The sequence below is a fragment of the Nucisporomicrobium flavum genome (assembly GCF_016464385.1).
Classification (GTDB): domain Bacteria; phylum Actinomycetota; class Actinomycetes; order Mycobacteriales; family Micromonosporaceae; genus Actinoplanes; species Actinoplanes flavus_A.
The window spans coordinates 199,148-214,458 of record NZ_JADMLH010000006.1 but is presented as its reverse complement, the minus strand read 5'-3'; the positions used below and the strand labels follow the sequence as shown (position 1 = coordinate 214,458).

Annotated in this window: 19 protein-coding genes; 10 read left to right on the top strand and 9 right to left on the bottom strand. The window is 73.4% G+C overall.

Going from position 1 to position 15,311, the window contains the following annotated elements:
- The first annotated feature begins 33 nt into the window (after positions 1–33).
- From IT780_RS17085 to IT780_RS17070, 4 genes are read left to right on the top strand one after another with little or no spacing between them, the layout of a single operon-like run.
- Positions 34–1,116: a sugar ABC transporter substrate-binding protein gene (locus IT780_RS17085; RefSeq protein WP_307831232.1), complete on the top strand. Its 1,083-nt coding sequence runs from the start codon at positions 34–36 to the stop codon at positions 1,114–1,116.
- A complete protein-coding gene (locus tag IT780_RS17080; protein WP_199512550.1) occupies positions 1,116–1,874 on the top strand; it encodes an ATP-binding cassette domain-containing protein in 759 nt (252 codons plus the stop codon). Before IT780_RS17085 ends, IT780_RS17080 begins: the two co-directional genes overlap by 1 nt.
- Complete coding sequence (locus tag IT780_RS17075) at positions 1,871–3,046, top strand: sugar ABC transporter permease (RefSeq protein ID WP_199512549.1); 1,176 nt, start codon at positions 1,871–1,873, stop codon at positions 3,044–3,046. The genes IT780_RS17080 and IT780_RS17075 overlap by 4 nt, the downstream gene beginning before the upstream one ends.
- The gene (locus IT780_RS17070; RefSeq protein WP_199512548.1) at positions 3,043–3,948 is read left to right on the top strand and encodes an ROK family protein; all 906 of its coding nucleotides are present in this window, start codon (positions 3,043–3,045) and stop codon (positions 3,946–3,948) included. Before IT780_RS17075 ends, IT780_RS17070 begins: the two co-directional genes overlap by 4 nt.
- On the opposite strand, the gene IT780_RS17065 is transcribed toward IT780_RS17070, so the two are convergent.
- Positions 3,940–4,422, bottom strand: a complete 483-nt coding sequence (locus IT780_RS17065) for a MarR family winged helix-turn-helix transcriptional regulator (RefSeq protein ID WP_199512547.1) — start codon at positions 4,420–4,422, stop codon at positions 3,940–3,942. The two genes, IT780_RS17070 and IT780_RS17065, sit on opposite strands and share 9 nt — an antisense overlap.
- Positions 4,419–5,666 (bottom strand): metal-dependent hydrolase family protein, encoded by a 1,248-nt coding sequence (locus tag IT780_RS17060; protein WP_199512546.1) that lies wholly within the window; start codon positions 5,664–5,666, stop codon positions 4,419–4,421. The genes IT780_RS17065 and IT780_RS17060 overlap by 4 nt, the downstream gene beginning before the upstream one ends.
- Before the next feature lie 96 nt (positions 5,667–5,762).
- On the opposite strand from IT780_RS17060, the gene IT780_RS17055 reads away from it, so the two are divergent.
- Positions 5,763–6,467 (top strand): alpha/beta fold hydrolase, encoded by a 705-nt coding sequence (locus IT780_RS17055; RefSeq protein WP_199512545.1) that lies wholly within the window; start codon positions 5,763–5,765, stop codon positions 6,465–6,467.
- A gap of 79 nt (positions 6,468–6,546) precedes the next feature.
- On the opposite strand, the gene IT780_RS17050 is transcribed toward IT780_RS17055, so the two are convergent.
- From IT780_RS17050 to IT780_RS17035, 4 genes are all read right to left on the bottom strand, one after another.
- Positions 6,547–7,038 (bottom strand): pyridoxamine 5'-phosphate oxidase family protein, encoded by a 492-nt coding sequence (locus tag IT780_RS17050; protein WP_199512544.1) that lies wholly within the window; start codon positions 7,036–7,038, stop codon positions 6,547–6,549.
- 122 nt (positions 7,039–7,160) lie between these two features.
- A complete protein-coding gene (locus IT780_RS17045) occupies positions 7,161–8,192 on the bottom strand; it encodes a hypothetical protein (protein WP_199512543.1) in 1,032 nt (343 codons plus the stop codon).
- A 6-nt stretch (positions 8,193–8,198) separates the two neighbouring features.
- Positions 8,199–8,789, bottom strand: a complete 591-nt coding sequence (locus tag IT780_RS17040; RefSeq protein ID WP_199512542.1) for a hypothetical protein — start codon at positions 8,787–8,789, stop codon at positions 8,199–8,201.
- A gap of 159 nt (positions 8,790–8,948) precedes the next feature.
- Positions 8,949–9,356 (bottom strand): hypothetical protein, encoded by a 408-nt coding sequence (locus IT780_RS17035; RefSeq protein ID WP_199512541.1) that lies wholly within the window; start codon positions 9,354–9,356, stop codon positions 8,949–8,951.
- A gap of 145 nt (positions 9,357–9,501) precedes the next feature.
- Here IT780_RS17035 and IT780_RS17030 point away from each other — a divergent pair, with 145 nt between their 5' ends.
- A complete protein-coding gene (locus tag IT780_RS17030; protein WP_199512540.1) occupies positions 9,502–9,780 on the top strand; it encodes a hypothetical protein in 279 nt (92 codons plus the stop codon).
- 4 nt (positions 9,781–9,784) lie between these two features.
- Here the strand turns inward: IT780_RS17030 and IT780_RS17025 are convergent, their stop codons facing one another.
- The gene (locus IT780_RS17025; RefSeq protein ID WP_199512539.1) at positions 9,785–11,014 is read right to left on the bottom strand and encodes an NAD(P)/FAD-dependent oxidoreductase; all 1,230 of its coding nucleotides are present in this window, start codon (positions 11,012–11,014) and stop codon (positions 9,785–9,787) included.
- 17 nt (positions 11,015–11,031) lie between these two features.
- Positions 11,032–11,628 (bottom strand): GTP cyclohydrolase I FolE, encoded by a 597-nt coding sequence (gene folE, locus IT780_RS17020; RefSeq protein ID WP_199512538.1) that lies wholly within the window; start codon positions 11,626–11,628, stop codon positions 11,032–11,034.
- Between the two features lie 97 nt (positions 11,629–11,725).
- On the opposite strand from folE, the gene IT780_RS17015 reads away from it, so the two are divergent.
- A complete protein-coding gene (locus IT780_RS17015; RefSeq protein WP_199512537.1) occupies positions 11,726–12,358 on the top strand; it encodes a helix-turn-helix transcriptional regulator in 633 nt (210 codons plus the stop codon).
- Here IT780_RS17015 and IT780_RS17010 read toward each other — a convergent pair.
- The gene (locus IT780_RS17010) at positions 12,349–13,002 is read right to left on the bottom strand and encodes an adenylate kinase (protein WP_199512536.1); all 654 of its coding nucleotides are present in this window, start codon (positions 13,000–13,002) and stop codon (positions 12,349–12,351) included. The two genes, IT780_RS17015 and IT780_RS17010, sit on opposite strands and share 10 nt — an antisense overlap.
- 182 nt (positions 13,003–13,184) lie before the next feature.
- Here IT780_RS17010 and IT780_RS17005 point away from each other — a divergent pair, with 182 nt between their 5' ends.
- The 3 genes from IT780_RS17005 to IT780_RS16995 all read left to right on the top strand — a co-directional run bounded on the left by IT780_RS17005 (position 13,185) and on the right by IT780_RS16995 (position 15,308).
- On the top strand, positions 13,185–13,700 hold the full coding sequence (locus tag IT780_RS17005; RefSeq protein ID WP_233412978.1) for a MarR family winged helix-turn-helix transcriptional regulator: 516 nt from the start codon (positions 13,185–13,187) through the stop codon (positions 13,698–13,700).
- Positions 13,701–13,797: 97 nt separating this feature from the next.
- Positions 13,798–14,007 (top strand): hypothetical protein, encoded by a 210-nt coding sequence (locus IT780_RS17000; protein ID WP_199512535.1) that lies wholly within the window; start codon positions 13,798–13,800, stop codon positions 14,005–14,007.
- Positions 14,004–15,308, top strand: coding sequence for an NAD(P)/FAD-dependent oxidoreductase (locus IT780_RS16995; protein ID WP_307831231.1), 1,305 nt, complete (start codon positions 14,004–14,006; stop codon positions 15,306–15,308). Before IT780_RS17000 ends, IT780_RS16995 begins: the two co-directional genes overlap by 4 nt.
- Positions 15,309–15,311: the final 3 nt, after the last annotated feature.

Sequence of the window (15,311 nt, the reverse complement as noted above, 5' to 3'; positions counted from 1 at the left end):
GATGCTCGTCATACCCCTGGGAAAGAGGTGCCCGTGAGAGCCAGAAGGTTCGCCGCACTCGCCGCCACCGCCGTCGTCCTCGTCAGTGCCTGCGGCACCGCGGACGACTCCGACGCCGCCACGGGCGGGAAGGAGGCGCCGACGATCGCCCTCTTCCTCCCCGAGTCCAAGACCACCCGCTACGAGGCGTTCGACCGGCCGCTGTTCGAGGCCAAGGTCAAGGCGCTGTGCGCCGAGTGCAAGCTGCTGTACTCCAATGCCGACCAGGACGCCGCCAAACAGCAACAGCAGGTCGAGGCGGCGCTGACGCAGGGCGCGGACGTCCTCGTCCTCGACGCCGTGGACGCCGGCGCCGTCGCGCCCCTGGTCAACCAGGCCAAGCGGGCGAAGGTGCCGGTCATCGCGTACGACCGGCTCATCTCCGGCATCGAGTACGACTACTACGTCTCCTTCAACAACGTCCGGGTCGGCGAGATGCAGGGCCAGGCCCTGCTGGACGCGCTCGGCAAGGCGGGCACCACCGCCAAGGGGCAGATCGTGATGCTCAACGGGGCGCCGACCGACCCGAGCTCGGCCGACTACAAGGCCGGCGCGCACCACGTGCTCGACGGCAAGGTGAAGATCGGGCGCGAGTTCGACACCCCGGACTGGAGCCCGGACAAGGCCCAGCAGGAGATGGAGCAGTCGATCACCGCGCTCGGCCGTGACTCGATCGTCGGGGTCCTCTCCGCCAACGACGGCATGGCCGGTGGGGCCATCGCGGCGATGAAGCGCGCCGGCTACACCACCGTCCCGCCGATCACCGGCCAGGACGCCGAACTCGCGGCGGTGCAACGGATCCTGACCGGCGAGCAGCACATGACGATCTATCTGGACATCCGTACGGAGGCGGAGCAGGCGGCGCAACTGGCCGTCGGGACCGTCCGTGGCGAGAAGCCCAGCGCGCCGGCGAAGGTCGACAACGGTACGGCGCAGATCCCGGCGTACCTGCTCGACCCGATCCCGGTGACCGCCGACAAGATCAAGGACACGATCGTGAAGGACGGCTTCTACAAACCGGCCGACATCTGTACGGGAGCCGTCAAGGCGGCCTGCGCGCGACAGGGCATTCAATAATGCTGTCCGCCCGATCGGTCACGAAGCGGTACGGCGCGGTCCAGGCCCTCGGTGGGGTGAGCCTGGACCTGCGGCCCGGCGAGGTCGTCGCGCTCGTCGGCGACAACGGTGCCGGAAAGTCCACGCTGGTCAAGGTGCTCTCCGGGGTCGTCACCCCGGACGAGGGCGCGGTCGAGCAGGACGGCCGCCCGGTGCGCTTGAGCTCACCGCACGACGCGCGCCGCCTCGGCATCGCGACCGTCCACCAGGACCTCGCGCTGTGCGAGAACCTGGACGTGGTCGCGAACCTGTTCCTCGGCGACGAGCGGCGGCGCTGGTCGGTCCTGCGTCCCATCCGGATGGAACGGGCGGCCCGGGACCTGCTCGCCTCGCTGGACGTCCGGATCCCGGACATCCGGGTGCCGGTCGCCATGCTCTCCGGCGGCCAGCGCCAGTCGGTCGCCATCGCGCGGGCCCTGGTCGGGGAGCCGAAGGTCGTGATCCTCGACGAGCCGACGGCCGCGCTCGGCGTGGAGCAGACCGCCCAGGTGCTCCAGCTGATCCGGCGCCTGCGCGACCGCGGGCTCGCCGTCATGGTCATCTCGCACAACCTCGCCGACGTCCGGGCCACCAGCGACCGCATCGTGGTGCTGCGGCTCGGCCGCAACGCGGGGGAGTTCCGCACCGCCGACTCCACCCCGGAGGCCGTCGTGGCGGCGATCACCGGAGGCGTGGCGCTCGCCGGATCGCCGGGGTCCACCGGTGAGGGGAAGGCATGAGCACGCTCGCGCTGCTGCGCCGGCCGTTGCATCCGCGCCGTACGGGCCGGGCCGATGTCGGCGCCTGGCCGGTCGTCGCCGGGCTGGTGGTGATCGCCGCGGTCTTCGGCTCGCTGAACGACCGCTTCCTGTCCGCCGAGAACCTCACCAACCTCGCGATGCAGATGGCCGCCACCGGCACCATCGCCCTGGGCGTCATCATGGTGATGCTGCTCGGCGAGATCGACCTGTCGGCCGGCTCGGTCAGCGGGCTGTCCGCGACGATCATGACCATCCTGGCCGTGCACCGGGGCTGGCCGCCGCTCGCCGCGATCGCGGTCGCGCTGGCCGGTGCGGCCCTGATCGGGCTGGTGCACGGCTGGATGTTCACCCGGCTCGGCATGCCGTCGTTCGTCGTCACGCTGGCCGGGCTGATCGGCTGGCAGGGCCTCATGCTGTACCTGCTGGGCAGCGGCGGGACGATCAACCTGCCGTTCGACGGCCTCCTGGCGAAGCTCAGCGACACGTGGCTGTCCCCGGGCGTCGCCTGGCCGGCCGTGGTGCTGATCGTCGCGGTGCGCACGGCGTACGCGCTCGTGAACCGCCGGCTGCGGCGCGCGGCCGGGCTCCCGGTGGCCTCCGTCGCCGGCCTCGCCCTGCGCCTGGGCGGGCTCGCGCTCGCCCTGGCCGCCGTCGTGACCGTGCTCTCGGCCGACCGCGGCGTACCGCTGCTGCTGGTCATCTTCGCCGCCCTCGCGGTCGTCCTGGACCTGGTCCTGCAGCACACGGTCTTCGGCCGCCACATGTACGCCGTCGGCGGCAACGCGGAGGCGGCCCGGCGCGCGGGCATCAACGTGACCCGGATCCGGATGATCGCCTTCGCGCTGGCCTCGGTCCTGGCCGCCGCCGGGGGCATCCTGGCCGCCAGCCGCCTGGTGGCCGTGAACCAGAGCTCGGGCGGCAGCGACACGCTGCTCATGGCGATCGCCGCGGCGGTCATCGGCGGCACGTCGCTGTTCGGCGGCCGCGGGCGTGCGTACGCAGCCCTGCTCGGCATCCTCGTCATCCAGGCCATCACCAACGGGATGCTGCTGCTCAACGTGAACTCGTCGGTGCGGTACATGGTCACCGCCGCGGTCCTGGCCGTCGCGGTCGCCGTGGACTCGCTGGCGCGCCGGGGTCAGCCCCGGTGACGGCCGGTCGGGTCCTGGCCATCGACTTCGGCGGGACCAAGATCGCGCTGGGCACCGCGGTCGTCGGGTCCCCGGACGCTCGCCCGGAGACCACGGTGCGGCTGCGGACCCTGGGCGCCGACGGGGCGCTGCAGGCCGTACGGCGGACCCTCGACGCCGCGCGCGACCTGCTCGCCGGCCCGGCCGCGGTCGGGGTCTCCACCTTCGGGGTGCTGCGCGACGACCGGGTACGCCTCGCCCCGAACGTGCCCGGCTGGGAGGGCATGGCCCTGCCCGCGATGCTGCGGGCGGAGTTCGGCGACGCCCCCGTGGCCATCGACAACGACGTCAACGCCGCGGCCGCCGCCGAGCTGCGCTGGGGCGCGCTGCGCGGGGTCGGCGTGGGCCTCTACGTCAACCTCGGCACCGGCCTCGCGGTCGCCCTGGTGGCCGGCGGCCGGGTACTGCCCGGCGCGCACGGCGCGGCGGGGGAGATCGGCTACCTGCGCGACCGGGACACCGATCCGTGCTTCGCGGACGGGCACGCCCCGCTGGAGGACCGGGTGTCCGGCGCGGCGCTGGGCCGGCTCGGCACGGCGGCGCTCGGCCGGCCCGTCACGGCCGAGGACCTGTTCGGGCTGAGCTCCGAGCCGGCGGTCGCCGGCCTGCTCGAGGACGCCGTCCGGACGCTGTCGCGGACCATCGCCAACCTCTGCGTCACGCTCGACCCGGAACGCGTGGTCGTGGGCGGCGGCATGCTGGGGGCGGCGGACCACATCATGCCGCGGGTGGTGGAGGAAGTACGCCGGTGCGTGCCGTTCCCGCCGACGGTGACCCGGGCCCGCTTCAGCGACGACGCCCCGCTCATCGGCGCGCTGGCGCTGGCCCTCGACTCCGTCCCGCGCCGCGGCGGCTCAGCCTGACGGAGGTGCCGCGGCCGCCCGTACCGCCGAGTCCGCGTACTTGACGATCAGGCGGGCGAGCTCGCGGCGCTCGTCCGCCGGCCAGTCCCGGGTGATGTACTCGAACGCCTGGCGCTGCTGCGAGCGGAAGCGGTCCCGCAGCTCGTAGCCGGCCTCGGTGAGCTGCAGCACCGCCCGCCGCGCGTCCGCCTGCGACGGCAGGCGGACCAGGTAGCCGTGCGCGATGCAGTCGGCGATCATCCGGCTGGCCACGGAGGGGTCGACGGCCAGCACGTCGGCCACCGCGCCGACGCTCATCTCGCCCTCCGCCTCGTCGATGACGTTGAGCAGCAGGTTGCGGTTGAGGTCCTTGCGCTCGACCGGCGGCGTGACCGGCACCTGGGTCGTCCGCCGCCGCAACCGGGCGAAGGCGGGACCGACCGCGTCCAGCAGCTCCGCGTCGGGGTCGCGCCGGGACGGCTTCTGCTCGGTCACCGGGCCAGCCTAGCCGCGGGTTCGTGACGCGTTCCGCGCCGCCAGACCGCCCGGGTGTTGAGCGTGTCGCCGATGACGGTGGTCGGGTCGCCGTCCACCAGCAGCAGGTCGGCGCGCAGCCCCGGGGCGATACGGCCACGGTCGGTCAGCCCGAACCGGCGGGCCGGCGTGCTGGTCGCCGCGCGCAGGGCCTCGACCGGCGTCAGGCCCGCCTCGACGAGGTACTGCAGCTCGTGGTGGACGCTCGCCCCGTGGGCCAGGCCGCCCAGGAACGGGAACGGCATCGAGACGTCCGTACCGACGAGGATGTCGACCCCCGCGTCGTGCAACGCCTTGACCGACGCCAGGACGGCCCCCAGATCGCCCTGCGGATAGTGGTTGAAGCTCGACCGCAGGGTCTCGAGCCACCGGTCGTCGAGCCGCGACGACACCCGCGGATCGTCGGCGAGCGCGGCGCCGGTGATGCCCATCATCGACGCGTCCAGCACCACGCAGGGCACCACGAACGCGCCGGAGCGGGCGATCAGGTCGACGAGTTCGCCGGTGTGCGGCCGGTCCATGAACAGGTGCGCGAGGCCGCCGATCCCGGCCTCGACCGCCATCCGGGTCGCCTCGGCGGTCAGCGCGTGCGCGACGGTCAGCATCCCGCGCCGGTGGGCCTCGGCGACGCCGGCGTTCAGCGTCGCCCGGTCCAGCATGGGCAGTCCGGGATGGCCCTCCACGGAGCCGTCGTCGACCATGAACTTGATGTAGTCCGAGCCCTCGTCGATGAGCTTCGGGATGAACGCCACGGCCTCCTCCGGCGTGGTCGAGAACGGCATCAGCGGCTTCCGCCCGCCACCGGGCGGCTGCGATCCGGGCGGCGGTCCGGGCCGGAACCCCTCGGGGAACAGTTCGCTCGGATGCCCGCCGGGCGGCGTGATTCCGAAGCCGGACGAGCGTACGTCCGCCAGGCTGTCGTCGCCGGTGATGTGCGACCGGTTGTGCCGGGTGTTCGTGCCCTGCATCTCCAGCTCGGTGGTGACGCCGAAGCGCAGGGCGAGGGCCAGGCCCGGCACGTTCGTGTGCACGTGGGCGTCGATCAGGCCGGGCAGCAGCGTCCCGCCCGCCGCGTCGATGACCTGGGCGCCGGCGGGCGCATCGCCGCCGACCGCGGCGATGCGGTGGCCCTCGACGACCACGGTGGTGGCGTCGATGAGGTCCCGGCCGTCGAAGATCCGTGCGTTGATGATTACGTCTGTCATGTTGCATATGCTTGCACACTTGCACGCAATTGCAAGTTGCAACGCGGTTGTAGGGTGAGCCCGTCGTTTGTGTGACCGTCACCGAAAGGGTCTTCCATGAAGCCGACCATCGTCCTCGTCCACGGCGCGTTCGCCGAGTCCGCGAGCTGGAACGAGGTGATCGGGCGCCTGCGGGCCGAGGACCACCGGGTCGTCGCCGCACCGAACCCGCTGCGCAGCCTCTCCGGCGACGCCGCCGCCGTCTCCGCCGTCCTCGCCTCGATCGACGGGCCGGTCGTGCTCGCCGGGCACTCGTACGGCGGTGCGGTCCTGTCCAACGCCGCGGTCGGCCACGCCCACGTGAAGGCGCTCGTGTACGTCGCCGCGTTCGCGCCCGAGGCCGGCGAGAGCATCGGCCAGCTGTCCGGCATGTTCCCGGGCAGCACCCTCGGTGAGACTCTTCACGAGATCCCGCTGCCCGACGGCACCGTCGACCTGTACATCCGCCAGGAGAAGTTCCATCAGCAGTTCATCGCCGACGTGCCGGCCGGCCGCGCGGCGCTCGACGCGGTGACCCAGCGCCCGCTGAACACCACGGCGCTCAACGAGGGTTCCGGTGAGCCGGCGTGGAAGACCGTGCCGTCCTGGTTCATCTACCCCGAGCTGGACCGCAACATCCCGCTCGAGGCCCACCGCTTCATGGCGAAGCGCGCCGGCGCCCGCACCGCCGTCGAGCTCCCCGGCGCGTCCCACGCGATCGCCGCGTCACAGCCCGGCCCGGTCGCCGACGTCATCCTGCAGGCGGCCGCGTTCGTCGCCTGACGCCCGATGCCGGCCGCGGCCGCTCGCCCGCGGCGCTTCTCGGCCGCCGCGGCCGCTCTCCCGCGGCCGCGGCGGGTTGTCAGGCCACGGGTATCCGGGCGCGTGACCGGGCCGGGTCGCGCATCGCCAGGAGCGGCACCCCGACCCCGTACGTCACGAAGTGCCCCTCCGGCCGGACCTCGACGATCGTGCACGCGTCGCGCCGATCCGGGGGCACCAGGCGAGCGAGGCCCGGCACCGAGTCAACGGTCTCGGCGGTGCGCAGCGTGGCCACCCCGGCGAAGCTGATCGTCATGGGCGGGATGGGGAAGACCGACGCCAGCAGCCCGCCCCGGCGGATCGGTACGGTGACCGCCACCCTCCCGTCCACGCCGATGTGCCGGGCCTTCCAGCTGTCCGGCGCGACGGCCACGTACATGCTGCCGCCGCTGACGACGTAGACGACGCCGCTGGAACGCGGGGCACCGGCCGCAGTCACGTGACTGAGCACCGCGAACGAGGCGTGCGCCACCGCGTCCCACACCTGCTGCGGCGACAGTCGCGGTCCGGCCGGAGCCTTCTTGACATCCATGACGACCTCCTCTCCCTCAGGCATAACGCCCGGCCGATCTGTGCCGACAGTGCCGGACGCACCGGTACGCCGGGCCGCTCGGGCCCTGTGCCGGGCGGAGTTCGGTCGCCTCGGCCCCCTTCTCAGCCGGCCCGCCGGTAGCAGCCCGCCGGCCGGTAGAGGATGCCGGCTGCGATGATCTCGCCGCGGTTGTTGAGGCCGCTCACGTACGCCGCCGCCTCCTGCGGAATCCCGGCCGGGACGAGATCGAGGACCGCGCCGTGCCGGAACAGCACCGCGTGTTCCTCGATGGAGTACGGCTCGGCATTGCTGACGCCGACGATGACGCCGCGGTTGTTGATGGCGGTGGCGCTGCTGGCGTTGCCGCCCGGCAGGACGCCGAGGTCTGTCACGGTGCCGCGGTACCAGCGGGCCGCATGGGGGACCTGCTCGCCGCCGGTGGTGCCGATCCCGCCGACGATCTCACCGCGGTCGTTGATGGCGCCGGCGCTGCTGTCCGGACCGGGCGTCGCCAGCCAGGTCACCGTGCCGTGGTCCCACAGGAAGGCGCGGCGCGGCCCGTCGGCACCCCGGCCGGACCAGCCGACGACCTGGCCCCGGTTGTTGATGCCGAGCGGTTCGGTGGGGCCGGCGATGCCGAGGTCACGCAGGCGTCCGTGCTGCCAGATGAACCCGCGGGGCGGCGTGGTCTCGGTCCACTGGGTGCCGACCACCTGCCCCCGGTCGTTGAGGGCGGTGGCCGTGCCGGAGAGGCTGCCCAGCACCGTGATGCGGCCGTGCCGCCACAGCACCGCCCGCATGTGTCCCTGCGCGTCGCGGCTGCCGCCCACCACGTCACCGCGGGCGTTGATGTCGCGGGCCGTGCCCGACTCGTCCGGGCCGGCGGCCAGCACACCGAGGTCGGTCAGGTGCCCGCGCTGCCACAGGAACGGGTGGAAGGTGCCGGCGGAGGTCTCCGATCGGCCGACCACCTGGGAGCGGTCGTTGAGACCGAACGCCATGGTGGAGGATCCGCCCAGCGTGCCGAGGGCCACCGACCGGTAGTGCCCGGGTGCCGGCGCGACCGCGCTCCCCGCGACGGCCGAGGCCGGCAGCGCCGGCAGCGCGGTCAGAATGACGGTGGAAAGGACGGTGCTCAGAGTCGGGAATGACATGGCCGGCTACCGCAGGGTTCCGGCGCGTCGCAGCGCCGCGTCGACGAGGTCGCGGACGGTGTCCGCTCTTCCGGACCCCATCTCCCACCCGAGGTCGGCCAGGACGACGACCATCTGCCCGGTCCGGGCCGCGATCAGATACGAGTCCTTGCCCGCCGGCTGCCCGGACGGGTCCTCGAACTCCTCGTGGAGCCGGATCAGCAGGGATCGCGGACCGGCGATCCCGGTCTCCTCGACCGTCCACAGCCCGGCATCGTCGGTGCAGCCACCGTCGCGGCCCGCCGCCAGGCGCAGTTCCCGGAGGTACGCGGCCGCGCCGGCGCCCCGGTAACGGGTGACGTGTTCCAGGAGGGTGGTGTGGAACCCCGCGACCGGATAGTCGATCAGCACGGTCCCCTCGGCCCGCCGCAGCAGCCGGCTGGCGTACCGGCCGTCGCGGCACGGCATCGGCGGACGCAGGTAGCGCCCGAACTCGTCGTCCGGGTGCCGCGGCTGCGCGCCGCCCACGTCTTCCGGGTGCAGGAACACCGACTCCGGGAGCGCCGCGTCGGGGCTGGAACCGAACGCTCCGGGCTTCTTGTCCGGGATCACTGACATCGCTGACCTCCTCGCCGACGAGGTCGCCGGGTTCGCCGTGGAGCGCGGGCACCGGCGACTCCCGGAGCGTCCCGCCGGTTCCGAGATCACCTCAAGGGCCGGCCGGCCCGACCGCGAGCCGATCAGCCCGTCGCCGCACGGCGGGCGGGAGCACCCGGGTCAGCGGCCGCCGGTGAAGAACCGTGACGGCACGCTCAGCCGGTGCCCGCTGCCGTACACGAGAACGGCGGCGTCCTTCTCCCACTGCACGGTGACGGAGGCGGGGTCGACGCCGGTCGCGTCGAGGCGGACGACGTGGCCGTAGTCGCCGCCCGGATCGCTGCCCAGCACGACCAGCCAGTGATCGGTGCCGAGCGGCGCGTGCACGTGTCTGAGCACCGCGACGTGCGCCGCCGGGGCGCCGCCGTAGCCGACGGTCGCCGGCATCGTCCGTACGGTCGTCGTCCGCGGCCAGGTCAGCAGCAGCAGTCCGGTGGCGGCCACGGCGGCCACCACGGCGGCGGCGACCACGATCGGCCAGGTGCGCCGGCCCGGCGCCTCGGCACGGGAAGCAATGACGTCGACCATGGTGACATCCTCGCCGCCGGCGTCAACCGGGCCGGCGGCTCTCACCGTACGGTGACCGGCGTGCACCCGGGCTGCCCCGGACGGCTCCGAGGATGATCCCGGCGGGCTGACCGCGCCGCCCCGTTCGCCTCTCGAGGAGGTCGTCATGAGCGACCGGCCCACCACATCCCCGGTTCAGCCGCGCCCCATCCGGCCGTGGCAGCAGGCGGGCCATCCGGTGATCCGGCTGGAGCCGACCGCGGACCCGGTCTACCCGTACGCGCTGCAGGTCGGCGACTACAGCGCGACCACCGTGGCGATGACCGCCGCGGGCGTGCGGGCGCTGCGGGACGCGCTGGACGCGTTGCTGGCCCACGCGGCCCCCGCCGAGACGGAGGACTTCGTCGCCGAGTGGGCCCGGGCCAACAACGCGGTGGTCGCCTGACGGGTCAGGGTACGAGCTCGGTCAGCGGGACGCCGGGGTCGCGCAGACGCTGCGGGTCGACGATCGCACCCGTACGGATCAGGTGCTGGATCGGGTCGGTGACGTCCCAGACGTTGACGTTCATGCCGGCCAGGACGCGGCCGCCCGCGGTCCAGAACGCGATGAACTCGCGGCCCTCGAGGTCGCCGCGGACCACCAGGCCGGTGCCGGCCCCGGGCGGGACCCAGCCGGCGTACTCCATGCCGAGGTCGTACTGGTCGGTGAAGAAATACGGCAGCCGGTCGTAGCTCACCGGGCGGTCCAGCATCGCGCGGGCGGCGGCCGGTCCGGTGTGCAGCGCGTTGTCCCAGTGCTCGACCCGTACCCGTGATTTCAGCAGTGGATGGTCGATGTTCGCCACATCTCCCGCGGCGAAGATGTCCGGGTCGTCGGTGCGCAGCGCGGCGTCGACCAGGATGCCGTTGTCCACCCGCAGCGACGCCTGCGCCGCCAGGGCGGTGTTGGGCTCGGCGCCCACCGCGACCAGCACCGCGTCCGCGGCGAGCACGGTGCCGTCGTCGAGGACGACGTGCGTGACCCGGCCCGTGCCGCGCAGCTCGGTGGTCCGGGCGCCGAAGTGGAAGACCACCCCGTGCTCCAGGTGCAGGCCGGTGAAGACGCGGGCGAGAGTGGTGCCCAGGACGTGGTGCAGCGGCAGCCGCGCGGTCTCCACCACGGTGACCTCGGCTCCGCGCGCGCGGGCGGCCGCGGCGACCTCCAGGCCGATCCATCCGGCGCCGATCACGACCAGCTTGGCGCCGCCGGTCACGGTCTGCGTGAGGCGGCGGGCGTCGGCGAGGGTACGCAGGTGCAGCACGCCGTCCAGGCCGGCGCCGGGCAGCGGCAGCCCGCGCGGCCTGGCACCGGTGGCGAGCAGCAGCTTGTCGTACGCGAGCTCCTGGCCGTCGGACAGGCGTACGTGGTGCCCGGCCCGGTCGACGGCGGTGGCGGGACATTCGGTGCGCAGCTCGACGTCGTGGGCGGCGTACCAGCCCGCGTCGTGGACGTGCACGCTGTCCTCCGCGGCCGTCCCGAGCAGGAGGCCCTTGGACAGCGGCGGGCGTTCGTACGGTCGTTCCGGCTCGTCGCCGAGCAGCACGACCCGGCCGGTGAAGCCCTCGTCGCGCAGGGTCTCGGCGGCCTTGGCGCCGGCGAGACCGGCGCCGGCGATGACGAAGGTGCGGTTGTCGGACATGGGCTCGTCCTTCCTGGTCAGTGGTTGCCGAGGCCCGCGACGGCGAAGAACTCGCCCCGCGAGCGGGCGTCGTCGCGCAGGGTGCCCAGCAGGGTGGAGGTGATGGTGCGGGCGCCCGTGGCCTGGACGCCGCGCAGGCTCATGCACAGGTGGTCGGCCTCGATGACCACGCCGACGCCGCGCGGGCGCAGGTGCTCGTCGAGCCAGTCCGCGACCTGCTTGGTCAGCCGCTCCTGGACCTGCGGGCGGTGCGCGAAGAACTCAACGACCCGGGCGAGCTTGGACAGGCCGAGGATGCGGTCGTCCGGCAGGTACCCGACGTGGGCGACGCCGATGAACGGCAGGAGGTGGTGCTCGCAGACCGAGCGGACCGGGATCGAGCGGGCGAGCACCAGCTCGTCGTACTTCTCGTCGTTGTCGAAGGTGGTGAGGTCGAACGGCCGCGGCGTGAGCAGCTCCGCGTACGCCCGTGCCATGCGGCCCGGCGTCTCCGCCAGACCTGGCCGGCTGAGGTCGAGGCCGAGCGCGGTGAGGAAGTCCGCGGCCGCGCGTTCCGCGGTGACGGGGTTCCGCCCGGTGTCCCGGGGGGTGATCCGTTCAGCGGTGATCGTCATCGGCGAGCCTCCAGATTTTGAACAACGGCTGTTGGTTTTAATCCTGGAGGACGCGCCGGGGAATTTCAATAGCGCTCGCTGGTGATAATCTGGGGCGGTGACCGAGCCGTGGAACGCCGTCGCCACGCTCGCGGACCCCTCGCGCCGCGCGCTCTACGACTACGTCCGCCGGCAGGACCACGCCGTCGGGCGCGAGGAGGCGGCCGACGCCACCGAGATGTCGCGCAACCTCGCCGCGTTCCACCTCGACAAGCTGGTCGAGGCCGGCCTGCTGACGGCCCGGTACGAGCCCCCCGCCGGCCGTCCCCGCGGGCGCGGCCGGGCCCCCAAGGTGTACGAACCCACCGGCGACGGCCTCACAGTGACGATCCCGCAGCGGCAGTACGAGCTCCTCGCCGACGTCCTCGCCGAGGCGCTGGCCGCCGGCGAGTCACCCGGGCAGGTCGCGCGGGAACGCGGGCGCCGCTTCGGTCAGGCGATGGGCGGAGCCGGCGACGTGCTCGGCGCCCTGGCCGGCCTGGGCTTCGAGCCGGAGGCCGACGCGGACGCCGTACGCCTGCACAACTGCCCGTTCCACGCCGTGGCGGCCCGGCACACGGAGTTGGTGTGCGGGCTCAACCTGAGCTTCGTCACGGGTCTGCTGGACGGTCTGGGGCAGGACGCGCAGGCGCGGCTGGCCCCGCGTCCCGGCGCCTGCTGCGTGGAGGTGACGCCGGCCGCTCAGCCGTGACCGAAGGCGGTGCCGAGGCTGGTGAGGTCGATCGGCCGCCGGGCGTGCTCCGGCACGTGGTCGATCAGCGGGCGCATCGCCTCGAGCGCGGTGAGGATCTGCCGGGCGACCCGCTGGACCGGCTGGACGGCGTCCACCGACACGAGGATGCCGCGCTCGGCGTACCAGTCGACGATCGGGTGCGTCACCTCGTGGTAGAGGGCGAGCCGCCGGCGGATCACCTCCTCGGTGTCGTCCGAGCGGCCCTCCAGGGCGGCCCGGGCCAGCAGCCGGCGGGTCAGTTCCTCGTCGTCGGCCTTCAGGTGCAGGGCCACGTCGGCGGTCATCTCGAGGCTGCGGCCGATCTCGTACAGCGCCCGCGCCTGCGTCATGTTCCGGGGCATGCCGTCGAGCACGTACCCGCCGCCGTTGGTGGTGCGGGACTCGATGAAGGCGTCGCGGACCATGTCCAGCACGACGGCGTCGGGCACCAGCTCGCCCCGGTCGAGGTGCTCCTGCACGGCCTGGCCCAGCTCGGTGCGCCGGGCGACGTGGTCGCGCAGCAGATCGCCGGTGGCGATGTGCGGGATGCCGAAGTGCGTGGCGATGAGTGCTCCCTGGGTGCCCTTCCCGGCCCCGGGGGGTGCGACCAGCAAGACCCGCATCACGCCGTCCTTCCGCCGAGGTCGTCCGGCGCCGATCGAGCGGCCCGCCACGTCGTCATGGTGGCGATGGTAACGGTCGCCGACGGCAGGGGCATCGCGCCGTCCGGGCCTGACGGCACCGGCTTCGGCCCGGGCGTCCGCGGCGGCGTCTCAGAAGCTGGCAAGCGTGCAACCATGTCCGCATGCAACCATCCGCCCGGCCCTCGAGCGACGCGACGGTCCAGGCGCTCATGCTGGCCAGCCGCGCCTTCGTGGGCATGACCGCCCGCTCGCTGGCCGCGGTGGAGGGCGAGGTCACGCTGCCGCAGTTCCGGGCCCTGGTCGTGCTCGCCGTACGGGGACCCCAGCGCAGCATCGACATCGCCGAGGAGCTGCGGGTGAACCCGTCCACCGGCACGCGCATGCTGGACCGCCTCATCCGCAAGGGCCTGGTACGCCGTACCCGCTCGATGTCCGACCGCCGCGTGGTCCGGGTGCGGCTGACCCCGGCGGGGCACGACATCGTCGAGCAGGTGCTGCTGCGCCGCCGTGAGGAGCTGGAGCAGCTCGTCGCGCGGACCGCCGAGCTGTGGCAGCCCACGGTGATCGAGGCGCTGACCGCGTTCGCCGACGCCGCCGGGGAGGTCCCCGAGTCGGACTGGTGGCTGGGCTGGCAGGCGCACCGCGCGGACGACACCGACGAGGATCTGCCGGCCTGATCGCGGCCCTAGCCTCGCCGGACTTTCGCACGGCTAGAATGTTTGCACAGTGCAAAGATGGTTATGTGCCTTGTAGTTGCCGACGAGGGGAGCGGAGATGGACACCAACGGTGAGCACCACGTCGCTCGGATGGACGACACCGTCACGCCGGGAACCCTGCACGCCCGGGCCGAGGCGGTCGCCGTACCCGACTTCAACTACCTGGAGCAGACCTTCGAGGCGATCGCCGCCGGTCTGACCCGGGGCCGGCGGCGGAGCAACGCCGACGCGGCGGCGCAGGCGACGGCGGAAGAAGAGCGGCGGTGACGGCACGACCCCGGATCCTCATCGTCGGCGCCGGCTTCGCCGGGTACCACGCCGCCCGCCGGTTGTCCCGGCGGATGCGCGGCGCCGCCGAGATCACGGTGATCAACCCGACCGACTACTTCCTCTACCTGCCGCTGCTGCCGGAGGTGACGGGAGGCGTCCTGGAACCCCGGCAGGTCACCGTGCCGCTCGCGGACACGCTCCCCGGCGTACGGGTGATGCTCGGCGAGGCGACCTCCGTGGACCACCGGGCCCGCCGGGTGCAGGTCCGCGACCCCGACGGCCGGACCCGGGACGTCGGGTACGACCGGCTGCTGCTGACCGTCGGCAGCGTCACCAAGCTGCTGCCCATCCCCGGCGCGGCCGGCAACGCGCACGGCTTCCGGGGCGTGCCCGAGGCGCTGTACCTGCGCGACCACCTCATCAAGCAAGTCGAGATGGCGGCCTCGTCCGAGGACCCCGCCGAACGCCGGGCCCGCTGCACGTTCCTCGTGGTCGGCGCCGGCTACACCGGTACGGAGGTCGCGGCGCAGGGGCAGCTGCTCACCGCACAGGTCGCCGCACGCCACCCCGGCCTGCGCGGCGTCACGCCCCGCTGGCTGCTCGTCGAGCACGGCGACCGGATCCTCGGGCACCTGGACCGGCGGTTGTCCGACGCGGCCGCCAGGGTGCTGCGCGACCGCGGCGTCGAGCTGCGGACGAAGACGTCGGTCACCGAGGCGACGGCCACGGGCGTGCACCTGGACGACGGCACGTTCGTGGCCGGCCGCACGCTCGTCTGGTGCGTCGGCGTACGCCCGGACCCGCTGATCGACTCGACAGGGCTGCGCACCGACAGAGGCCGGCTGGTCGTGGACGCCTGCCTCGCCGTGCCGGGTCACCCTGAGATCCTGGCGTGCGGGGACGCCGCGGCCGTGCCGGACCTGACCCGTCCGGGACAGGCGACCGCGATGACGGCCCAGCACGCGCAACGCCAGGGCGTCCGCGCGGCCGACAACATCGCCGCCGCGTACGGGCACGGCAGGCGCCGGCCGTACCGGCACTCGAGCCTGGGCTTCGCCGTCGACCTCGGCGGCCGCCACGCCGCGGCCAACCCGCTGGGCGTACCCCTGTCCGGCTTGCCCGCGCTCGCGGTGACCCGTGGATATCACCTCTTCGCCCTGCCCGCCAACCGCATCCGGACCGTCACAGCATGGCTGCTGGCCGCGGCGGCGAGCAGGCCCGACACCCAGCTCGGCCTGGTACCGGCGGCCGCGGTTCCCCTCGACACCGCGGAACCGGAAGTCGTGCACGCCGGCTGACCA